The following is a 19,494-nucleotide window of genomic DNA, read 5'->3' on the forward strand; positions in this document are numbered from 1 at the left end:
GAAAGGTTATTCCCACTCTTGCAGGAAACGCTGACCGTATTGGTCGGCCACCAGCAGCGCGGCGTAAACCTGATCGGCGCAGGCGCCGCCCGGCATATTGTGGATGGTTTCACCTTCGGCGCAGGCGGCTTCCGCGACCGTGCGCATTTTAGCCGGGATGTCGCCTTTAATATCGAGCTGCGCCAGCGTGATGGGCAGGCCGACGCTGTGACAAAGCGCCGCCGCGGTCTCAATCTCTTCCACCGGCGCGTTTTCCAGCACCAGCTGCGTCAGCGTACCAAATGCGACTTTCTCGCCGTGGTAGAAGTGATGGGCGTCCGGGATGGCGGTCAGGCCGTTGTGAATCGCGTGCGCCGCCGCCAGCCCGCCACTCTCAAAGCCGACGCCGCTCAGGTAGGTGTTGGCTTCGATCACCCGTTCAAGCGCTGGAGTGACCACATGCTGCTCGGCGGCAAGCATCGCCTTTTCGCCTTCTTCAACCAGCGTGTTGTAGCAGAGTTCCGCTAACGCCAGCGCCGCCTGTGTGCACTTACCGCCCGCCATAGTGGTCGCGCCGCTGCGCGAGCAGGCGCGGGCTTCAAACCAGGTCGCCAGCGCATCGCCAATCCCGGCGGCCAGCAGGCGTGCTGGCGCGGCCGCGACGATCTGCGTATCAACAACCACCATGTTCGGGTTGTGCGGCAGCATCAGATAGCTTTCGAATTCGCCATCATCGGTATAAATAACAGACAACGCGCTGCACGGCGCATCGGTGGAGGCGATAGTTGGGGCTACTACCACCGGCAGATGCATATAGTGAGCCAGCGCTTTCGCGGTATCCAGCGTCTTGCCGCCGCCGATGCCGAGCACCGCATGGCATTGGGCGCTGCTGGCGATATCGCGCAGGCGGTTGATTTCATTTTGCGAACATTCACCGCCGAACGGGGCGATTTCGGCCACCAGACCAGCGCCGCTCAGGCTGGTACGCAGCTGCTCTTCGGCAAAGCCGAGAACGAACTTGTCGCCGATGATTAGCCAGCGTTCAGCCAGCGGTTTGAGATATTCGCCGAGGCGCTTGATGGCGCCAGCGCCCTGGATGTATTTACCGGGTGATTGAATAATGCGATCCATTTCGATTCCTCCTCGATGACCGTGCAAGCCGTCTGTTGGCGGCCGACGATCGGATTACAGGTTCAACGTGCCAAATGCGTTATTCCAGTCCTGCTCGAACTTCTCTATGGCTGACTCTACCGCAGGGGTGCCGAGCATTTGTTGCGCTACGTCTAAGGGGAGGGTGATAGCTTCGCAGCCGGCTAACAGGCAATCCAGCGCCTGGCGCGGGGTTTTGAAGCTCGCGGCCAGGACTTTGCTTTCCGGGGCGTGCATTTCCAGCAGGGATTGCAGTTCTTGCACCATGCGAATACCGTCACCGCCCTGGGCGTCGACGCGGTTGACGTACGGCGCGACGTATTTCGCGCCGGCCAGCGCCGCGAGCAGCCCCTGGGAAGCGCTATAGACCGCGGTGCCAAGCGTCGGGATGCCTTCTTTTTTTAGCACTTTGATGGCGGCGAGGCCTTCGGCGGTCACCGGGATCTTAACCACGATTCCTGGTACGGCGTTACTCAGGCGTTTGGCTTCAGCCACCATACCTTGCGCATCGCGACTCATGGTCTGCGCGAACAGAATACCTTCCGGGCCAACGGCTTTTTGCAGGCGCGGCAGCACGTCCCAAACCGGGGTTTTGCCGGCGGCGATGATGCTCGGGTTGGTGGTGACGCCAGCCAGCGGATAAATGCGGGCCAGACGTTCAACTTCAGCGACGTTCGCGGTGTCCAGATAGAGTTCCATAACCATTCCTCGATGTGTAATTCAATGATGTTGAGGTAAGGATACGGCTTCCGTTTGCCTGCCCGCCAGATGACAAATTTGCCAAAAACTGGATAAATGTACGCATTACGGTTAAGAGTGATTTAGATCACGTTTGTCCGTGTGATAGTACCTCCAGGCTGAAATAGCCTGCAGGTAGAAATCAGTAACTTACAAAAATCTAGTTTTACGGCGCAGAGGGGTTTTCCGTCAGCTGGCTATGGTACTGGCGGCGATACTCGGAAGGTGAACGTTCAGTATTCTTGCGAAACAGGCGGCAGAAGTAATTGCTGTCGGCGAAGCCGCAGGCGTGGGCGATATCTTTTACCTTCATATCATGACCCTTCAGCAGCATGCGCGCCTGTTCGAGACGGATATGATTGAGGTATTCGTTAAAGCCCATAGGTCCGCACTTCTGAAACAGATGCGAGAGATAGTTGGGAGAGAGATAAAACGCCTGTGCTACGGATTCCCGGCTCAGCGGCTCGGCGAAATGAATATCGATATATTGGCGGATCGCCTCGAATAGCGCCTGGCTGCGCGATGAGGTTTGCGCCTGGCTACCCAGTAGATCGGTACAATGGCTGAGTAGGCTAATGACGATGCAGCGGGCGGTTTGCTGCTCCTGCGGCTGCATGCGTATTTCATTTAGCGCCTGTAGCAGAAATGAACCCACGCGCGGCCCGCGGCGCGGTACCTGAATCTTCTGGACCAGGGTTAGCGCTTCTCCGTTCCAGCGCTGCAGCGAAAATTCCAGCTGCTGTTTGCCGAATAAGATGCTTAGCAGCAGGCATGGGGTCTGCCATCGCGGCCAGTTCCAGCTATCGCTCGCAATATAGAGTACGTCACGCGCCTGCAGCGGCGCGGCGTTATCGCCGAGGGCGAGATCGTACAACTGCCCCTCAATGACGATATTCAGACGTGGAAAATCAACCTTGATCGCGGCGTCGGCTGGCGGGCGTGATTCTCCGGCAAAATGCACTTCTGCAATGCAGGTTTGTTTTTTCACTAATGAATCAATGAGCTGATTGATGCTGTTATCCATCTTTACCCCGCCAAAACGCCACGCATTTCATCATACCGGACATTTTTCCAGCGGTAAAAGTACGAACTCATCGTTATTGCTTCCCGATTAAGATATGTTATATCGTAACATTTTGTCGCAATCGATATTTAACTCAGGAGAGAGTAATGACCCGAAAGATCCCCATGCTCGCGTTTGGTTTCGGCATAGCGCTTGCCGGCGCTCAGGCTTTTGCCCACGGTAATCATAGTCATGGCCCGGCGTTAACTGAAACAGAACGCCAGGCCAGCGAAGGCATTTTTGCCGATAAAGATGTGAAGGATCGCGCGTTGAGCGATTGGGATGGCGTCTGGCAGTCAGTCTATCCGTATCTGCTGAATGGCGACCTTGATCCGGTGCTGGAGCAGAAGGCGAAAAAGCCCGGCGCCATGAGCGTGGAAGAGTATCGCGCCTATTATAAGAAGGGTTACGCCACCGATGTGGAGCAGATTGGCATCGAAGATGGGGTGATAGAGTTCCACGTCGGCAAGACCGTTAATAGCTGCAAATATACCTACTCAGGCTACAAAATTCTGCAATACGCCTCCGGCAAGAAGGGGGTTCGTTACCTGTTTGAGTGCCAACAGGGCGATGGTAACGCGCCGAAATTCGTCCAATTCAGCGACCACATTATTAGCCCGCGTAAATCACAGCATTTCCATATATTTATGGGCAATGAATCTCAGGAAGCCTTGCTGAAAGAGATGGATAACTGGCCGACCTATTATCCTTATGCGCTGCATAAAGAGCAGATCGTCGATGAGATGTTGCATCACTAAAACGAGAGGGAAAATCCCCCGGCCGGGCGGCCGGGGGAAACAGTGACTAGCCGGTATTACGCATTCCTGCCGCGACGCCGGCAATAGTGACCATCAGCGCTTGTTCAACGCGCGCATCCGGTTCCTTGCCTGCTTCTTCGGCCTGGCGCGAACGGTGCAGCAGTTCGGCCTGCAGGACGTTCAGCGGGTCGGTATAGATGTTACGCAACTGGATGGATTCGGCTATCCACGGCAGGTCGGCCATCAGGTGGGAGTCGTTGGCGATAGCCAACACCACTTTGATATCGGCGGTTAACAGCTGACGCAGCTCTTCACCGAGTTTCCACAGTTCCGGTTTCACCAGCCGCTGATCGTAGTACTCCGCCAGCCACAGGTCGGCTTTTGAGTAGACCATCTCCAGCATTCCGAGACGGGTCGAGAAGAATGGCCAATCGCGGCACATGCTTTCCAGCTCGCTTTGCTTACCGCCCTCGACCACTTTCTGCAGCGCGGCGCCGGCGCCCAGCCAGGCCGGCAGCATCAGGCGGTTCTGGGTCCAGGCGAAGATCCACGGGATGGCGCGCAGTGACTCGACGCCGCCGGTCGGGCGACGCTTCGCCGGGCGCGAGCCAAGCGGCAGTTTGCCCAGTTCCTGTTCCGGGGTCGCGGAGCGGAAATAAGGGACGAAGTCTCTATTTTCCCGCACGTAGCCGCGGTACATCTTGCAGGAGACGTCGGACAGCTCGGCCATGATTTCGCGCCACTGCGGTTTTGGTTCCGGCGGCGGCAGCAGGTTGGCTTCCAGAATCGCGCTGGTGTACAACGACAGGCTGCTGATGGTCACTTCCGGCAGGCCGTACTTAAAGCGGATCATCTCGCCCTGTTCGGTGACGCGCAGCCCGCCTTTCAGGCTGCCCGGCGGCTGCGAGAGCAGCGCCGCGTGGGCCGGCGCGCCGCCGCGACCGATGGAGCCGCCGCGACCGTGGAACAGCGTCAGTTCAATACCGGCTTTTTCGCAGGTTTTGATCAGCGCGTCCTGGGCCTGGTACTGGGCCCAAGAGGCGGCCATGACGCCAGCATCTTTGGCCGAGTCGGAATAACCGATCATGACCATCTGTTTGCCCTGAATAAATCCGCGATACCAGTCAATATTCAGCAACTGAGTCATGACGTCGTTGGCGTTGTTCAGGTCGTCCAGCGTTTCAAACAGCGGCGCAACCGGCAGCGCGAAGCCGATACCGGCTTCTTTTAACAGCAAATGAACCGCCAGTACGTCGGACGGCGTTTTGGCCATGGAGATCACATAAGCAGCGATCGATCCACGCGGCGCTTCGGCGATCACTTTGCAGGTGTCGAGAACTTCGCGGGTCTCTTCGCTCGGCTCCCACTGACGCGGCAGCAGCGGGCGTTTGGAGTTCAGTTCACGGATCAGGAAGGCCTGCTTGTCGGCTTCCGACCAGCTTTCATAATCGCCGATCCCGAGGTAGCGGGTCATTTCGCCCAGCGCTTCGGTGTGGCGGGTGCTTTCCTGACGAATATCGATACGCACCAGGGGTACGCCGAAAGATTTCACCCGGCGCAGGGTATCAAGCAGTTCGCCGTTGGCGATGATGCCCATGCCGCAGGCCTGGAGCGATTTATAGCAGGCATACAGCGGTTCCCACAGCTGTTCGTTTTGCGTGATAAGCCCTGCCGGTTTCGGCAGTTTTTGCCCTTTCAGGCGAGCTTCCAGCCAGGCCTGGGTCTCCATCAACTGACTACGCAGCTTTTTCATCAGATAACGATACGGCTCTTGCGCGCCTTCCGCGCCGGCCAAATCGCGGAGCTCGTCGGTGCATTCGACCATCGACAGCTCAGAGATAAGCACCTGGATATCTTTCAGGAACAGATCGGTCGCTTTCCAGCGGCTGAGCAGCAGCACGTGGCGGGTGATATCGGCGGTGACGTTCGGGTTGCCGTCACGGTCGCCGCCCATCCAGGAGGTAAAGCGTACCGGGACGAAATCAACCGGTAGCTGGTAGCCGAGGTTGGCTTCCAGCTGTTCGTTCAGCTCGCGCAGATAGTTCGGCACGCCTTCCCACAGGCTGTTTTCAACTACCGCGAAACCCCATTTGGCTTCATCGACCGGAGAAGGGCGGTACTTACGAATTTCATCGGTATGCCAGGACTGGGCGATCAGCTGGCGCAGGCGGCGCATCAGCTGGTTGTGCTCATAGTCGGCGATATCTTTGTTATCCAACTGCTTAAGGCAGTTGTTGACCTCCACCATTTTGTGGATCAGCGTCCGGCGGGTGATTTCGGTCGGGTGAGCGGTTAATACCAGCTCCAGCGACAGGGATTCCACCGCTTTTTTTATGGTGTCTTCGTTGAGATTGGGTTGGTCTTTGAGTTTTCTCAGGGTACGCGCAATAACTTCCGGATTACTGGCGGCTTCGCCGTTGGGCGAAATGCTGTGATATTGCTCGGCGGTATTAGCCAGATTCAAAAACTGGCTAAAGGCGCGCGCTACCGGCAGCAGCTCGTCGTTGGACAAGTTTTGCAGCGTGGTAAGCAGCTCCTGGCGATTGGCCTCATTGCCCGCGCGAGAAGATTTGGACAACTTACGGATAGTTTCGACTCGATCAAGAATGTTTTCTCCTAGCGCATCCTTGATGGTGTCGCCCAGCACCTTACCGAGCATACTGACATTACTACGCAAAGCGGAATATTGTTCGTTCATGTTACCCCAGACACCCCATCTCATTTTATTTTGTTATATCCGGCGCTCCGTGATTTGAGCAGTGGATAAGCAACCCGTCTTTTATAAAGCCACGTAAATACCCCCGCGTCAATTGCTGCGAAATCGCTTCAGCAAACGAATAAATAGCGATAATTTGCGAAAGTTAACTCAGCGGTCGGCGGATAAGCATTACTTATGGAAGTGTGACGATCGTCACTCTCCCGCCTCCGGACGTGAAGGCGGGAAAACGGCGGCAATTAATGCCAGCAGAAGTGATGGACAACCTGGGTGATGAGCTCGCGCGTCGGCTTAATAAACCGCGTCTCCAGATATTCATCCGGCTGGTGGGCCTGGTTGATGGAGCCCGGTCCTAACACCAGCGTAGGGCACAGCGTCTGGATAAACGGCGCTTCGGTGCAGTAGTTCACCACTTCGGTCTGCGCGCCGAGCAGTTTTTCAACCACTTCGACCAGCTTGTGGTCCGGCGGGCATTCATAGCCTGGGATCGGCGGATGCAGCTCAGAGACCGTCAGACGCCCCGGCCAGCGTTCGCTCACCGGCGCCAGCGCTTCATCCAGCAGGCCGTTCAGGTCGTTAAGCGTCATCCCCGGCAATGGACGAATATCCATGTGCAGCTCGCAGCAGGCGCAGATGCGGTTGGATGCATCGCCGCCGTGAATGGCGCCCAGGTTGAGCGTCGGATAAGGCACGGTGAAGGCAGCATAGTGGTAACGCTCTTTTAAGTCATCGCGCAGTTGCATGATGCGGCCAATCGCATCGTGCATCAGTTCGATAGCGTTCACGCCGCGCGCCGGGTCGCTGGAGTGGCCGGACTGGCCCAGTACGCGTACCGCTGTTGAAATGTGGCCTTTATGCGCCCGCACCGGCTGCAGCGAGGTCGGCTCGCCGATGATCGCGCAATCCGGGCGCAGCTGTGTGGTTTCAGCGAAATAGCGCGCGCCCGCCATGCTGGTTTCTTCGTCAGCGGTGGCCAGAATATACAGCGGTTTTTTCAATTTACTGACGTCAACGTCGCGCAGGGCATCGAGGATAAACGCGAAGAAGCCTTTCATATCGGCCGTGCCGAGGCCGTAGAGTTTGTTGTCGTGCTCGGTAAGCGTAAACGGGTCGCGAGTCCAGCGACCATCGTCGAAAGGCACGGTATCGGTATGCCCTGCGAGCAGCAGGCCGCCAGCGCCGTGGCCGGTACTGGCCAACATATTGAATTTATTACGCGTCTCCGGTACCGGCTGGATCTCGACGTTAAAGCCCAGATCGCGGAACCAGCCGCCGAGTAAATTGATTAAAGACTCATTGCTTTGATCCAGCGCTTCTTCGGTCGCGCTGATGGAAGGTGTGGCGATCAATGCGCGGTAAATCTCGATAAAGGGCGGTAAATTGTTTTTCATTGTTGACACACCTCTGGTCATGATAGTATCAATATTCATGCAGTATTTGTGAATAAAAATACAATATCGTTGAGCGCAATAAAACCCATCGAATGTAAGGAGATGCTCTTCCAATGCTAAATACGCTGATCGTGGGAGCTAGCGGCTATGCCGGCGCAGAGCTGGTGGCCTATGTAAATCGCCACCCTCATATGAACATAACCGCTTTGACCGTCTCCGCGCAAAGTAATGATGCTGGAAAGTTCATTTCCGATATACATCCGCAGCTGAAAGGTATTGTCGACCTGCCGCTGCAGGCGATGTCTGATATCAGCGAATTTAGCGCTGGCGCGGATGTGGTGTTCCTCGCGACCGCGCATGAAGTTAGCCACGATCTGGCGCCGCAGTTTTTGGCCGCGGGCTGCGTGGTGTTCGATTTATCCGGCGCGTTTCGCGTCAACGATGGCGCGTTCTACGAAAAATACTACGGTTTCACTCATCGGCATCCGGACCTGCTCAAACAGGCGGTATACGGCCTGGCGGAGTGGAACGTCGAAGCATTGAAAGAGGCGAATTTGATCGCGGTGCCTGGTTGCTACCCGACGGCGGCGCAGCTGTCGTTAAAACCGCTGATCGATGCCGGTCTGCTGGATCTGAAGCAGTGGCCGGTGATCAACGCCACCAGCGGCGTCAGCGGCGCCGGTCGTAAGGCGGCGATGAGCAATAGCTTCTGTGAAGTCAGCCTGCAGCCGTACGGCGTTTTCAATCATCGCCATCATCCAGAAATTGCCACCCATCTGGGTGCAGAGGTGATCTTCACTCCCCATTTGGGCAATTTTAAACGCGGTATTCTTGAAACCATTACCTGTCGCCTGAAGCCGGGCGTCGGTAAAGAGCAGGTTGCAGAGGTCTTCCAGCAGGCCTATGCCAATAAGCCGTTGGTCCGTTTATACGATAAAGGCGTACCGGCGCTGAAAAATGTGGTTGGGCTGCCATTCTGTGATATCGGTTTTGCCGTCCAGGATGAACATATTATCGTCGTGGCCGCAGAAGATAACCTGCTGAAAGGCGCGGCAGCGCAGGCCGTGCAGTGCGCTAACATTCGTTTCGGCTTCGCTGAGACGCAGTCTTTAATTTAAGGTGTGATGATGAACAATCCATTGATTATCAAACTTGGCGGCGTGTTGTTGGATAGCGAAGAAGCGCTGGAACGTCTGTTTACCGCGCTGGTGCACTACCGCGAAACACACCAGCGTCCGCTGGTTATCGTCCACGGCGGCGGCTGCGTGGTGGATGAGCTGATGAAACAGCTTAATCTGCCGGTGAAAAAGAAAAATGGCCTGCGCGTAACGCCTGCCGATCAGATTGACATCATTACCGGCGCGCTGGCGGGAACCGCCAACAAAACGCTGCTGGCATGGGCGAAAAAACATGGTCTGGCTTCGGTAGGGCTGTTCCTCGGCGATGGCGATAGCGTGAAGGTGACTCAGTTGGATGAAGAACTGGGCCACGTTGGTAAAGCGCAGGCAGGCTCGCCGACGCTTATCAATACGCTGTTGGCGGGCGGCTACCTGCCTGTCGTGAGCTCGATCGGCGTCACCGACCAAGGACAACTGATGAACGTCAACGCCGATCAGGCAGCGACGGCGCTGGCGGCGACGCTGGGCGCGGATCTTATCTTGCTGTCCGATGTTAGCGGCATTCTCGACGGTAAAGGTCAGCGGATTGCGGAAATGACCGCCTCCAGGGCCGAGCAACTGATTGAACAGGGCATTATTACCGACGGCATGATCGTGAAAGTGAACGCGGCGCTGGACGCGGCGCGCGAGCTGGGCCGTCCGGTAGATATCGCCTCCTGGCGCCATGCCGAGCAGCTGCCGGCATTATTTAACGGTACCCCGATCGGTACGCGTATTTTGGCTTAAGATTGAATGCCCGGCGGCGCGTTGCTTGCCGGGGCGACAAGACCGTAGGCCGGGTAAGCGTAGCGCGACCCGGCAGAACTCACGAATTAAGGAAGCATGTTATGGCACTTTGGGGCGGGCGTTTTACACAGGCAGCAGATCAGCGGTTCAAACAATTCAACGACTCTTTACGCTTTGACTATCGTCTGGCGGAACAGGATATCGTGGGATCCGTCGCCTGGTCCAAAGCGCTGGTAACCGTAGGCGTACTGACCGCCGATGAGCAGCTGCAGCTGGAAGAGGCGCTGAACGTCTTGCTGGAAGAGGTACGCGCCAACCCGCAGCAAATCCTTGAAAGCGATGCCGAAGATATCCATAGCTGGGTCGAAGGAAAACTGATCGATAAAGTCGGCCAGTTGGGCAAAAAACTGCATACCGGACGTAGTCGTAATGACCAGGTCGCCACCGATCTCAAGCTGTGGTGCAAAGAGACCGTCACCGAGCTGCTGTCCGCGACCCGCCAACTGCAAAGCGCGCTGGTGGAAACCGCGGGCAACAATCAGGACGCGGTGATGCCGGGTTATACCCATCTGCAGCGCGCCCAGCCGGTGACTTTTGCGCACTGGTGTCTGGCCTACGTTGAAATGCTGGCCCGTGATGAAAGCCGCCTGCAGGATGCGCTCAAGCGCCTTGATGTCAGCCCGCTGGGCTGCGGCGCGCTGGCGGGAACCGCTTATGAAATCGACCGTGAACAGCTGGCCGGTTGGTTGGGTTTCGCATCGGCGACCCGTAACAGCCTCGATAGCGTCTCCGATCGCGATCACGTGCTGGAGCTGCTTTCCGATGCCTCTATCGGCATGGTGCACCTGTCGCGTTTTGCCGAAGATCTGATTTTCTTCAATACCGGCGAAGCGGGTTTTGTTGAATTGTCTGACCGCGTTACTTCCGGCTCGTCACTGATGCCGCAGAAGAAAAACCCGGATGCGCTGGAACTGATCCGCGGTAAATGCGGCCGCGTGCAGGGCGCGCTGACCGGCATGATGATGACCCTGAAAGGGCTACCACTGGCCTACAACAAAGATATGCAGGAAGACAAAGAAGGGCTGTTCGATGCGCTGGACACCTGGCTCGACTGCCTGCACATGGCGGCGCTGGTGCTGGACGGTATCCAGGTGAAACGTCCGCGCTGTGCGGAAGCGGCGCAGCAGGGTTACGCCAACGCTACCGAGCTGGCGGATTACCTGGTGGCAAAAGGTGTTCCGTTCCGTGAAGCACACCATATCGTCGGTGAAGCGGTGGTTGAAGCGATTGCTCAGGGCAAAGCGCTGGAAGATTTACCGTTAAGCGATCTGCAAAAGTTCAGCAACGTTATCGGCGATGACGTCTATCCGATCCTGTCGTTGCAGTCCTGCCTTGATAAACGTGCGGCCAAAGGCGGCGTCTCGCCGCAGCAGGTGACGCAGGCGATTGCCGACGCCAGACAGCGCCTGGTGTAAGAGATTGCACCGGTGTTGAATGAGCCTGGGTACTCCCCGGGCTTTTTTACGTAAAAAAAAAGCGGACACGAAGTCCGCAAAAGTTCACGTTGGCTTTAGTTGTTCGGGTAGGGAAACTGTGAGGCGACTCAATGATTTTCAGATGTTCTCCTCGTTTCTGTGGTTATTATTGAACAGAAAACTTGATAGGGATAATCGTTCGTTGCTATTCTATCTATCGCCATGGACTATCGTGGCGATGGAGGATGAATAATGAATATTCGCGATCTTGAATACCTGGTAGCGCTGGCTGAACATCGCCACTTCCGACGTGCGGCAGATTCCTGCCACGTCAGTCAGCCCACGCTCAGCGGACAAATTCGCAAGCTGGAAGATGAACTTGGGGTGATGTTGCTGGAGCGCACCAGCCGTAAGGTTCTGTTCACTCAGGCGGGTTTGCTGCTGGTGGATCAGGCGCGTACCGTGCTACGCGAAGTAAAAGTGCTCAAGGAGATGGCAAGCCAGCAAGGGGAAACCATGTCCGGGCCGCTGCATATCGGCCTGATCCCGACGGTGGGGCCATATTTGCTGCCGCACATAATCCCGATGCTGCATCAGACTTTCCCGAAGCTGGAAATGTATCTGCATGAGGCGCAAACCCATCAGCTGCTGGCGCAGCTCGATAGCGGTAAGCTCGACTGCGCGATCCTCGCGCTGGTCAAAGAGAGTGAAGCCTTTATCGAAGTGCCGCTGTTCGATGAGCCGATGATGCTGGCTATCTACGAAGACCATCCGTGGGCAGAGCGCGATCGCGTTCCGATGGCGGATTTAGCGGGTGAAAAGCTATTGATGCTGGAAGACGGACACTGTCTGCGCGACCAGGCGATGGGCTTCTGCTTTGAAGCGGGTGCGGATGAAGATACCCACTTCCGGGCGACCAGCCTTGAAACGCTGCGCAACATGGTTGCCGCCGGAAGTGGTATTACGCTGCTGCCGGCGCTGGCGGTGCCGCAGGAGAGAAAACGCGATGGCGTGGTCTATATTCCGTGCATTAAGCCGGAACCAAGACGTACCATCGGGCTGGTTTATCGTCCTGGTTCGCCGCTGCGTAGCCGCTATGAGCATCTGGCGGAGGCCATCCGCAGTACTATGGATGGCCACTTTGATAAGGCGTTAAAAGAGGCGGTTTAAGCCGTTTAACGCCGCTACCCGATAGGCTTCGGCCATGGTCGGGTAGTTAAAGGTGGTGTTAACGAAGTACTCAATGGTGTTACCGCCACCTTTCTGCTCCATAATCGCCTGACCGATATGAATAATTTCGGCCGCGCGCTCACCAAAGCAGTGGATACCGAGGATCTCTTTCGTCTCACGATGGAACAGAATCTTCAGCGTACCTACGCTCATACCGACGATTTGCGCCCGCGCCAGATGTTTAAACTGCGCGCGACCCACCTCATAAGGCACCTTCATGGCGGTTAGCTGCTGCTCGGTTTTACCCACTGAGCTGATTTCTGGAATGGTGTAGATCCCGGTCGGGATATCTTCAATCAGATGCGCGGAGGCTTCGCCTTTGATCAGCGCCTGTGCGGCGATGCGCCCCTGATCGTAAGCCGCTGACGCCAGGCTCGGATAACCGATAACGTCGCCGACGGCATAGATATGCGGCAGAGCGGTCTGATACATGCTGTTCACTTTCAGCTGGCCGCGGCTGTCGGTTTGCAGACCGATATTTTCCAGCGCCAGGGTGTCGGTGTTACCGGTACGGCCGTTGGCATACAGCAGACAGTCAGCTTTCAGCTTCTTACCGGATTTCAGATGCATGATCACGCCATCATCAACGCCTTCGATTTTCTCGTACTCTTCGTTGTGGCGGATAACCACGCCGCTGTTCCAGAAGTGATAGGAGAGCGAATCGGACATCTCCTGATCGAGGAACGCCAGTAGACGATCGCGGGTATTGATCAGATCGACCTTCACCTCCATACCGCGGAAGATCGACGCGTACTCGCAGCCGATCACCCCGGCGCCGTAAATGATCACATGGCGCGGTTCGTGGTGCAGGCTAAGAATGGAATCGCTGTCGTAAATACGCGGGTGGTGGAAATCGACGTCGGCCGGATGATACGGGCGCGAGCCGCAGGCGATAACGAATTTCTCGGCGGTGACCGTTTCTACGGTGCCATCGTGACACTCCAGCGCCAGCGTGTGCTCATCAACAAAGTGGGCGTTGCCCTGCAGAATTTCGCAGTGGTTGCGCTCATAGAAACCCTGACGCATATGGGTTTGCTGGTTAATGACGCTGTCGGCATGGTTGAGGATGTCGGCGAAGGAAGAACGGAGAAGACGGGAATGGTCGCTGTAGAGGGGGTTTTGGTTAAACTCAATAATACGGCTGACGGCATGGCGAAGCGCTTTTGACGGGATGGTTCCCCAGTGGGTACAACCACCGCCGACGTTATGGTAGCGCTCGATAACGGCAACACGAGCTCCCTGTTTCACCAGTCCCATCGCGGCGCCTTCGCCGCCAGGACCGGAACCAATCACTATTGCATCATAATCCCAAGAGTGTGACATGGCATTACTCACCTGTTTTATACACAAAATAAACACGATGATAACATTTGGCGAGCTTTAACCCAATTATCGTTGTGCTTTTTTGCGGCATAAAAGCAGAAACGGCTCATAAACAATCATTCACAATCCAGTACAAACCGATTAGTTTTAATCTCTGGTATAGTGCCGACAGGGCTATTGGAAGGATTCATACATCGTGATGGGCGTAAGAGCACAACAAAAAGAAAAAACCCGCCGCTCGCTGGTGGAAGCGGCATTTAGCCAACTTAGCGCTGAGCGAAGCTTTGCCAGCCTGAGCTTGCGCGAGGTTGCGCGGGAAGCAGGGATCGCGCCGACGTCCTTTTATCGTCATTTTCGCGATGTCGATGAGTTAGGCCTGACGATGGTAGACGAAAGCGGGCTAATGCTGCGCCAACTGATGCGCCAGGCGCGCCAGCGCATTGCAAAAGGCGGCAGCGTGATCCGCACCTCCGTCTCTACCTTTATGGAGTTTATTGGTAACAACCCGAACGCTTTCCGTCTGCTGTTGCGTGAGCGTTCTGGCACATCCGCGGCGTTTCGAGCCGCTGTAGCGCGCGAGATCCAGCATTTCATCGCGGAACTTGCCGACTATTTAGAACTCGAAAACCATATGCCGCGCGCCTTTACTGAAGCGCAGGCTGAAGCTATGGTCACCATCGTATTCAACGCCGGTGCGGAAGCGTTGGACGTTAGTCCGGAGCAGCGCCGACAGCTGGAAGAACGGCTGGTACTGCAGCTCAGAATGATTTCAAAAGGCGCGTATTACTGGTATCGCCGTGAACAAGAAAAAATGTCACATCATTCCGAATAACGTGAAGGACGAGCAATGAAACACTCAGTTCAAGATAAAGGTACGCTACTGCTGGCGCTGATCGCGGGTTTGTCCATTAATGGCACCTTCGCCGCGCTGTTCAGCTCAATCGTTCCCTTTTCCATCTTCCCGGTTCTGTCGCTGCTGCTGACGGTGTACTGCCTGCACCAGCGCTATCAGAACCGCAGTATGCCAGTCGGGCTGCCGGGGCTTTCCGCCGCCTGCTTTATTCTCGGCGTCCTGCTGTATAGCACCGTGGTGCGCGCAGAATATCCGGATATCGGCTCTAACTTCTTCCCGGCGGTGCTGTCTGTCGCGATGGTGTTCTGGATCGGTTACAAGATGCGCAACCGCAAAGATACCGCGGCGGAGTAATCCGCCAGGCAATAACCCGGCAACGTTGCGTTCGCCGGGTTTTTTTATGCGTTTATTTCTTCGTTAACAGGACACCGCATTCCATATGGTGGGTATACGGGAACTGATCGAATAGCGCCAGGCGGGTGACATTGTGCGTCTGGCTGAGAGTTTCCAGGTTCTGGCACAGTGTTTCCGGGTTGCAGGAGATATAGAGAATTCGCGGATAGGCCTGGACCATTTTTTCTGTCTCGCTATCCAGCCCGCTGCGCGGTGGATCGACAAAAATGGTTTCGCACTGATAGCTCTGCAGATCGATGCCCTGCAGGCGATTAAACTGCCGCACGCCGTTCATCGCCTGGGTAAACTCTTCCGCCGCCATGCGGATGATTTGCACGTTATCGATATGGTTGGCGGCAATATTGTATTGCGCGGAGGCGACTGACGGTTTAGCGATTTCCGTCGCCAGCACGCGCTCGAAGTTACGCGCCAGCGCCAGCGAGAAGTTGCCGTTGCCGCAGTAGAGCTCCAGCAGATCGCCGGTGGAACCTTTGGTGACGTCCAGCGCCCACTCCAGCATCTGAATATTCATCGCCGCGTTTGGCTGGGTAAAGCTGTTTTCCACCTGACGATAGATCATTTCGCGCCCGCCAACCGGCAGACGTTCATCGACATAATCCCTATCGAGCTCAATTTTGGTTTTAGTGGCGCGGCCAATCAGCTGCACGTTGAGGTTTTGCGCGCGTAGGGCATCGCGCAGCGCTTCCGCCTGCTGGCGCCACTCGTCGTCGAGCTTTTTATGATAGAGCAGCGAGACGATGGCCTGGTTGCTCATGGTCGTCAGATAATCAATCTGGAAAAGCTTATGGCGCAGGACCGGGTTATGGCGCACGCCGTCGAGCATTGCCGGCATCAGCTGGTTGATGAGCTCGCTGGCGGCCGGGAAGGTATCGACGCGAATACGCGACTTGGTCTGCTGATCGAAGATGATGTGATAGAGGTCGTCGCCGTCGTGCCACAGGCGAAATTCAGCGCGCATCCGGTAGTGGCTGACCGGCGAACGAAACACCTCCGGAACCGGCGCGGCAAAAGGGGCCATCATTTTCTGCAAACGGACGACTTTTTCTGCCAGTTGCGCTTCGTATTGCTCGGTAGGAAGGTGTTCGGGGGTCATGATGCATCCTGAATAAAATAAGTACGCGGGGATTGTAGGGAAAGCATTGGGGATGTCCAGCCCTCGTTGCGGATGAAATATCGTTATAGCAGTCTGGACATCTATATGTTTCTAATTGTAGCATCTTGCAACCGGTCCTCTGAGTTAATAGGGAATCCAGTGCGAATCTGGAGCTGACGCGCAGCGGTAAGGAAAGGCGAGAAATAAGCGCACTCGGTGCAGACACTGCGGTTAGCCGTGGGAAGTCATTATTTCTTAAAGCAGCCTCCAAGCCCGAAGACCTGCCGGATACGTCGCATTTGGTTTCTATCATCGCGAGCTACTGATAGAGCCGGCGGCATCCTCTCTATATTATGGATGCTTTTACAATGATTAAAAAAGCTTCGCTGATGACGGCTTTATCCGTCACGGCATTTTCCGGCTGGGCGCAGGACAGCAATTCAAATACGTTAGTGGTGACGGCAAACCGTGTGGCGCAACCTATCGAGACCGTGCTGGCGCCGGTGAGCGTGGTGACGCGGCAGGATATCGATCGCTGGCAGTCAACTTCTCTCACCGATGTGATGCGCCGCCTGCCGGGCGTGGACATCGCGCAAAACGGCGGCATGGGGCAGCAGAGCTCTCTTTTCGTACGCGGCACCAACTCCAGCCATGTCTTAATTTTGGTGGATGGCGTACGTCTGAATCAGGCGGGCGTCAGCGGCTCTTCCGACTTAAGCCAGTTCCCTATCGCTCTGGTGCAGCGCATTGAATACGTTCGCGGCCCGCGCTCGGCGGTCTACGGCTCAGACGCGATTGGCGGGGTGGTGAACATTATTACCACTCGCGACCAGGACGGCACCACGCTCAATGCCGGCGTGGGCTCAAATGGCTACCAGAACTATGGCGGCAGCACGCAGCAGACTTTCGGCGGTAATACCCGCGTCACCCTGGCGGGAGACTACACCTATACCAAAGGTTTTGATGTGGTTGCAGAAGGCAATACCGGCGGCGTTCGCCAGCCGGATCGCGATGGCTTTATGAGCAAAACGATCTACGGCGCGCTGGAGCATAGCTTCTCCAATGAGTGGAGCGGCTTTGTGCGCGGGTACGGCTATGACAACCGGACGGCCTACGACGGCTCTCCTTATGGCGGCGTATTAGTCGACACTCGCCAGCTGTACAGCCAGACCTGGGATGCCGGCCTGCGTTTTAATCAGGATATCTTCCACTCGCAGCTGACTTCCAGCTATAGCCACAGCAAGGACTACAATTACGATCCGCGACTGGGGCGCTATGACACCTCGGCGACGCTGGATGAAGTGAAACAGTACAACGTGCAGTGGGCGAACACGGTCGATGTTGGCCACGGCAACGTTGGCGCTGGAATCGACTGGCAGAAACAAACCACCGAGCCTGGCACGAACTATGTGACCGAAGGCTACGAAATCCGTAATACCGGCCTGTTTCTCACTGGCTTGCAAAAGTTGGGCGATTTCACCCTGGAAGGGGCGGCGCGTAGTGATGATAACTCGCAGTTTGGCCAGCACGGTACCTGGCAGAGCAGCGCCGCGTGGGAGTTTATCGACGGCTATCGCTTTATCGCCTCTTATGGCACCGCCTACAAAGCGCCGAATCTCGGCCAGCTGTACGGCTTCTATGGTAATCAGAATCTCGACCCGGAAGAGAGCAAGCAGTGGGAAGGGGCCTTTGAAGGCCTGACGTCTGGGGTGACATGGCGGCTGTCCGGGTATCGTAATGACATCGATAATCTGATCGACTACGACTCGCAGCTGATGAAATATTACAACGTCGGCAAGGCGCGTATTAAAGGTATTGAAGCGACGGCGTCGTTTGATACCGGGCCGCTGGCGCACAGTATCAGCTATGACTATGTCGATGCGCGTGATGCGAAAACCAACGAGCTGCTGGTGCGCCGGGCAAAACAACAGGTGAAATACCAGCTGGACTGGCAGGTTTATGATTTCGACTGGGGTGTGACCTATCACTATCTTGGCACCCGTTATGACAACACTTACGACCCGGTAACCTATGCGCCTGAGAGCGTTAAGTTGGGCGGCGTCAGCTTGTGGGATCTCGCAGTTTCGTATCCAGTCACCTCACATCTCACAGTTCGTGGTAAAATAGCCAACCTGTTCGATAAAGATTACGAGACAGTATATGGCTACCAAACTGCAGGACGGGAATACACCTTGTCTGGCAGCTACACCTTCTGATCCACGTCCCACCGTGCTGGTGTTTGATTCCGGCGTCGGTGGGTTGTCGGTATATAACGAGATTCGGCAGCTGCTGCCGGATCTACATTACATTTATGCTTTCGATAACGTTGCTTTCCCCTATGGCGAGAAGAGCGAAGAGTTTATCGTTGAGCGTGTTGTTGAGATCGTGACTGCCGTTCAGCAACGCTATCCTCTGGCGCTGGCGGTCATCGCCTGTAATACCGCCAGTACCGTTTCCCTGCCAGCCCTACGTGAAAAGTTCGCTTTCCCGGTGGTCGGCGTCGTACCGGCGATTAAACCTGCCGCGCGCTTAACGGCGAACGGTATTGTCGGCCTGCTGGCGACGCGCGGTACCGTCAAGCGTCCTTATACTCGTGAACTCATTGACCGCTTTGCCAATGAATGCCGCATCGAAATGCTGGGTTCCGCTGAGCTGGTGGAATTGGCAGAGGCGAAGCTGCACGGCGAAGCGGTACCGTTGGAAGAGCTGCGTCGAATTCTGCGTCCATGGCTACGGATGCAGGAACCGCCTGATACGGTCGTATTAGGTTGTACGCACTTCCCGCTACTGGCGGAAGAGTTGCAACAGGTCATGCCGGAAGGAACGCGGTTTATTGATTCCGGCGCGGCGATTGCTCGACGCACCGCATGGCTGCTGGAGCATGAAGCGCCGGATGCAAAATCGAATGATGCCAATAAGGCTTTTTGCATGGCGATTACCCCGGATACTGAACAACTTTTACCCGTTTTACAGCGTTATGGCTTTGAAACGCTGGAAAAACTACCGCTTTAAAGGCGTTTTGCGCAAAAAAAAGACGGTTGAAAAGTTTTTTGAAAACAGGGCTTGTCAACGTCTCAGAACTCCCTATAATGCGCCACCACTGACACGGAACAACGGCAAACAAGCCGCCGGGTCAGCGGGGTTCCGGTGAGAACCTCGCGGAGAAAAGCAAAAATAAATGCTTGACTCTGAGGCGGGAAAGCGTAATATGCACACCCCGCGCCGCAGCGAAAAACGAAGCGGCACTGCTCTTTAACAATTTATCAGACAATCTGTGTGGGCACTCAAAGTGACATGGATTCTTAACGTCCTCGGACGAAAAATGAATACCAAGTCTCTGAGTGAACATACGTAATTCATTACGAAGTTTAATTCACGAGCATCAAACTTAAATTGAAGAGTTTGATC

Annotated in this window: 15 protein-coding genes, 1 pseudogene and 1 riboswitch; of the genes and pseudogenes, 9 read left to right on the forward strand and 7 right to left on the reverse strand. The window is 55.8% G+C overall.

Annotation, left to right across the window (positions count from 1 at the left end; all coding sequences use genetic code 11):
• Positions 1-6 precede the first annotated feature (6 nt).
• From gldA to PGR10_RS23550, 3 genes and pseudogenes are all read right to left on the reverse strand, one after another.
• Positions 7-1,110, reverse strand: a complete 1,104-nt coding sequence (gldA, locus tag PGR10_RS23540) for a bifunctional L-1,2-propanediol dehydrogenase/glycerol dehydrogenase (protein WP_213317839.1) — start codon at positions 1,108-1,110, stop codon at positions 7-9.
• A 54-nt stretch (positions 1,111-1,164) separates the two neighbouring features.
• Positions 1,165-1,827 carry a fructose-6-phosphate aldolase gene (gene fsa / locus PGR10_RS23545; RefSeq protein WP_213317838.1) on the reverse strand — a complete coding sequence of 221 codons (663 nt, stop codon included), beginning with the start codon at positions 1,825-1,827 and terminating at the stop codon, positions 1,165-1,167.
• A 205-nt stretch (positions 1,828-2,032) separates the two neighbouring features.
• A pseudogene (locus PGR10_RS23550) lies at positions 2,033-3,012 on the reverse strand (helix-turn-helix transcriptional regulator).
• A 24-nt stretch (positions 3,013-3,036) separates the two neighbouring features.
• On the opposite strand from PGR10_RS23550, the gene zinT reads away from it, so the two are divergent.
• Positions 3,037-3,687: a metal-binding protein ZinT gene (zinT, locus tag PGR10_RS23555; RefSeq protein ID WP_113374913.1), complete on the forward strand. Its 651-nt coding sequence runs from the start codon at positions 3,037-3,039 to the stop codon at positions 3,685-3,687.
• A 46-nt stretch (positions 3,688-3,733) separates the two neighbouring features.
• Here the strand turns inward: zinT and ppc are convergent, their stop codons facing one another.
• Positions 3,734-6,385: a phosphoenolpyruvate carboxylase gene (gene ppc, locus PGR10_RS23560; protein ID WP_430924209.1), complete on the reverse strand. Its 2,652-nt coding sequence runs from the start codon at positions 6,383-6,385 to the stop codon at positions 3,734-3,736.
• Between the two features lie 257 nt (positions 6,386-6,642).
• On the reverse strand, positions 6,643-7,794 hold the full coding sequence (argE, locus tag PGR10_RS23565) for an acetylornithine deacetylase (RefSeq protein ID WP_015368914.1): 1,152 nt from the start codon (positions 7,792-7,794) through the stop codon (positions 6,643-6,645).
• 113 nt (positions 7,795-7,907) lie between these two features.
• Between argE and argC the strand changes: the two genes are divergently transcribed.
• The 4 genes from argC (at position 7,908) to oxyR (ending at position 12,343) form a co-directional block, all read left to right on the forward strand.
• Positions 7,908-8,912, forward strand: a complete 1,005-nt coding sequence (gene argC / locus PGR10_RS23570) for an N-acetyl-gamma-glutamyl-phosphate reductase (RefSeq protein WP_271032462.1) — start codon at positions 7,908-7,910, stop codon at positions 8,910-8,912.
• A 9-nt stretch (positions 8,913-8,921) separates the two neighbouring features.
• Positions 8,922-9,698 (forward strand): acetylglutamate kinase, encoded by a 777-nt coding sequence (gene argB, locus PGR10_RS23575; RefSeq protein ID WP_113374915.1) that lies wholly within the window; start codon positions 8,922-8,924, stop codon positions 9,696-9,698.
• A gap of 101 nt (positions 9,699-9,799) precedes the next feature.
• Positions 9,800-11,173, forward strand: a complete 1,374-nt coding sequence (gene argH / locus PGR10_RS23580; protein ID WP_087858723.1) for an argininosuccinate lyase — start codon at positions 9,800-9,802, stop codon at positions 11,171-11,173.
• 252 nt (positions 11,174-11,425) lie between these two features.
• Positions 11,426-12,343, forward strand: a complete 918-nt coding sequence (oxyR, locus tag PGR10_RS23585) for a DNA-binding transcriptional regulator OxyR (RefSeq protein ID WP_015368909.1) — start codon at positions 11,426-11,428, stop codon at positions 12,341-12,343.
• Here the strand turns inward: oxyR and sthA are convergent.
• On the reverse strand, positions 12,326-13,726 hold the full coding sequence (sthA, locus tag PGR10_RS23590; protein WP_015368908.1) for a Si-specific NAD(P)(+) transhydrogenase: 1,401 nt from the start codon (positions 13,724-13,726) through the stop codon (positions 12,326-12,328). The genes oxyR and sthA overlap by 18 nt on opposite strands.
• 196 nt (positions 13,727-13,922) lie before the next feature.
• Between sthA and fabR the strand changes: the two genes are divergently transcribed.
• Positions 13,923-14,558, forward strand: a complete 636-nt coding sequence (fabR, locus tag PGR10_RS23595) for an HTH-type transcriptional repressor FabR (protein ID WP_015368907.1) — start codon at positions 13,923-13,925, stop codon at positions 14,556-14,558.
• Positions 14,559-14,573: 15 nt separating this feature from the next.
• Entirely contained in the window at positions 14,574-14,933 is a 360-nt protein-coding gene (locus PGR10_RS23600; protein WP_015368906.1) for a YijD family membrane protein, read from the forward strand.
• A gap of 52 nt (positions 14,934-14,985) precedes the next feature.
• On the opposite strand, the gene trmA is transcribed toward PGR10_RS23600, so the two are convergent.
• Positions 14,986-16,086: a tRNA (uridine(54)-C5)-methyltransferase TrmA gene (gene trmA / locus PGR10_RS23605; RefSeq protein ID WP_113374917.1), complete on the reverse strand. Its 1,101-nt coding sequence runs from the start codon at positions 16,084-16,086 to the stop codon at positions 14,986-14,988.
• A 115-nt stretch (positions 16,087-16,201) separates the two neighbouring features.
• Positions 16,202-16,389, forward strand: a riboswitch (cobalamin riboswitch).
• A 65-nt stretch (positions 16,390-16,454) separates the two neighbouring features.
• Here trmA and btuB point away from each other — a divergent pair.
• Complete coding sequence (gene btuB, locus PGR10_RS23610) at positions 16,455-18,302, forward strand: TonB-dependent vitamin B12 receptor BtuB (protein WP_113374918.1); 1,848 nt, start codon at positions 16,455-16,457, stop codon at positions 18,300-18,302.
• Positions 18,247-19,098, forward strand: coding sequence for a glutamate racemase (gene murI, locus PGR10_RS23615; RefSeq protein WP_015703959.1), 852 nt, complete (start codon positions 18,247-18,249; stop codon positions 19,096-19,098). The genes btuB and murI overlap by 56 nt, the downstream gene beginning before the upstream one ends.
• Positions 19,099-19,494 lie beyond the last annotated feature (396 nt).

The organism is Klebsiella sp. 141198 (assembly GCF_050600785.1).
In the GTDB taxonomy this organism is placed as follows: Bacteria; Pseudomonadota; Gammaproteobacteria; order Enterobacterales; family Enterobacteriaceae; genus Klebsiella; species Klebsiella aerogenes.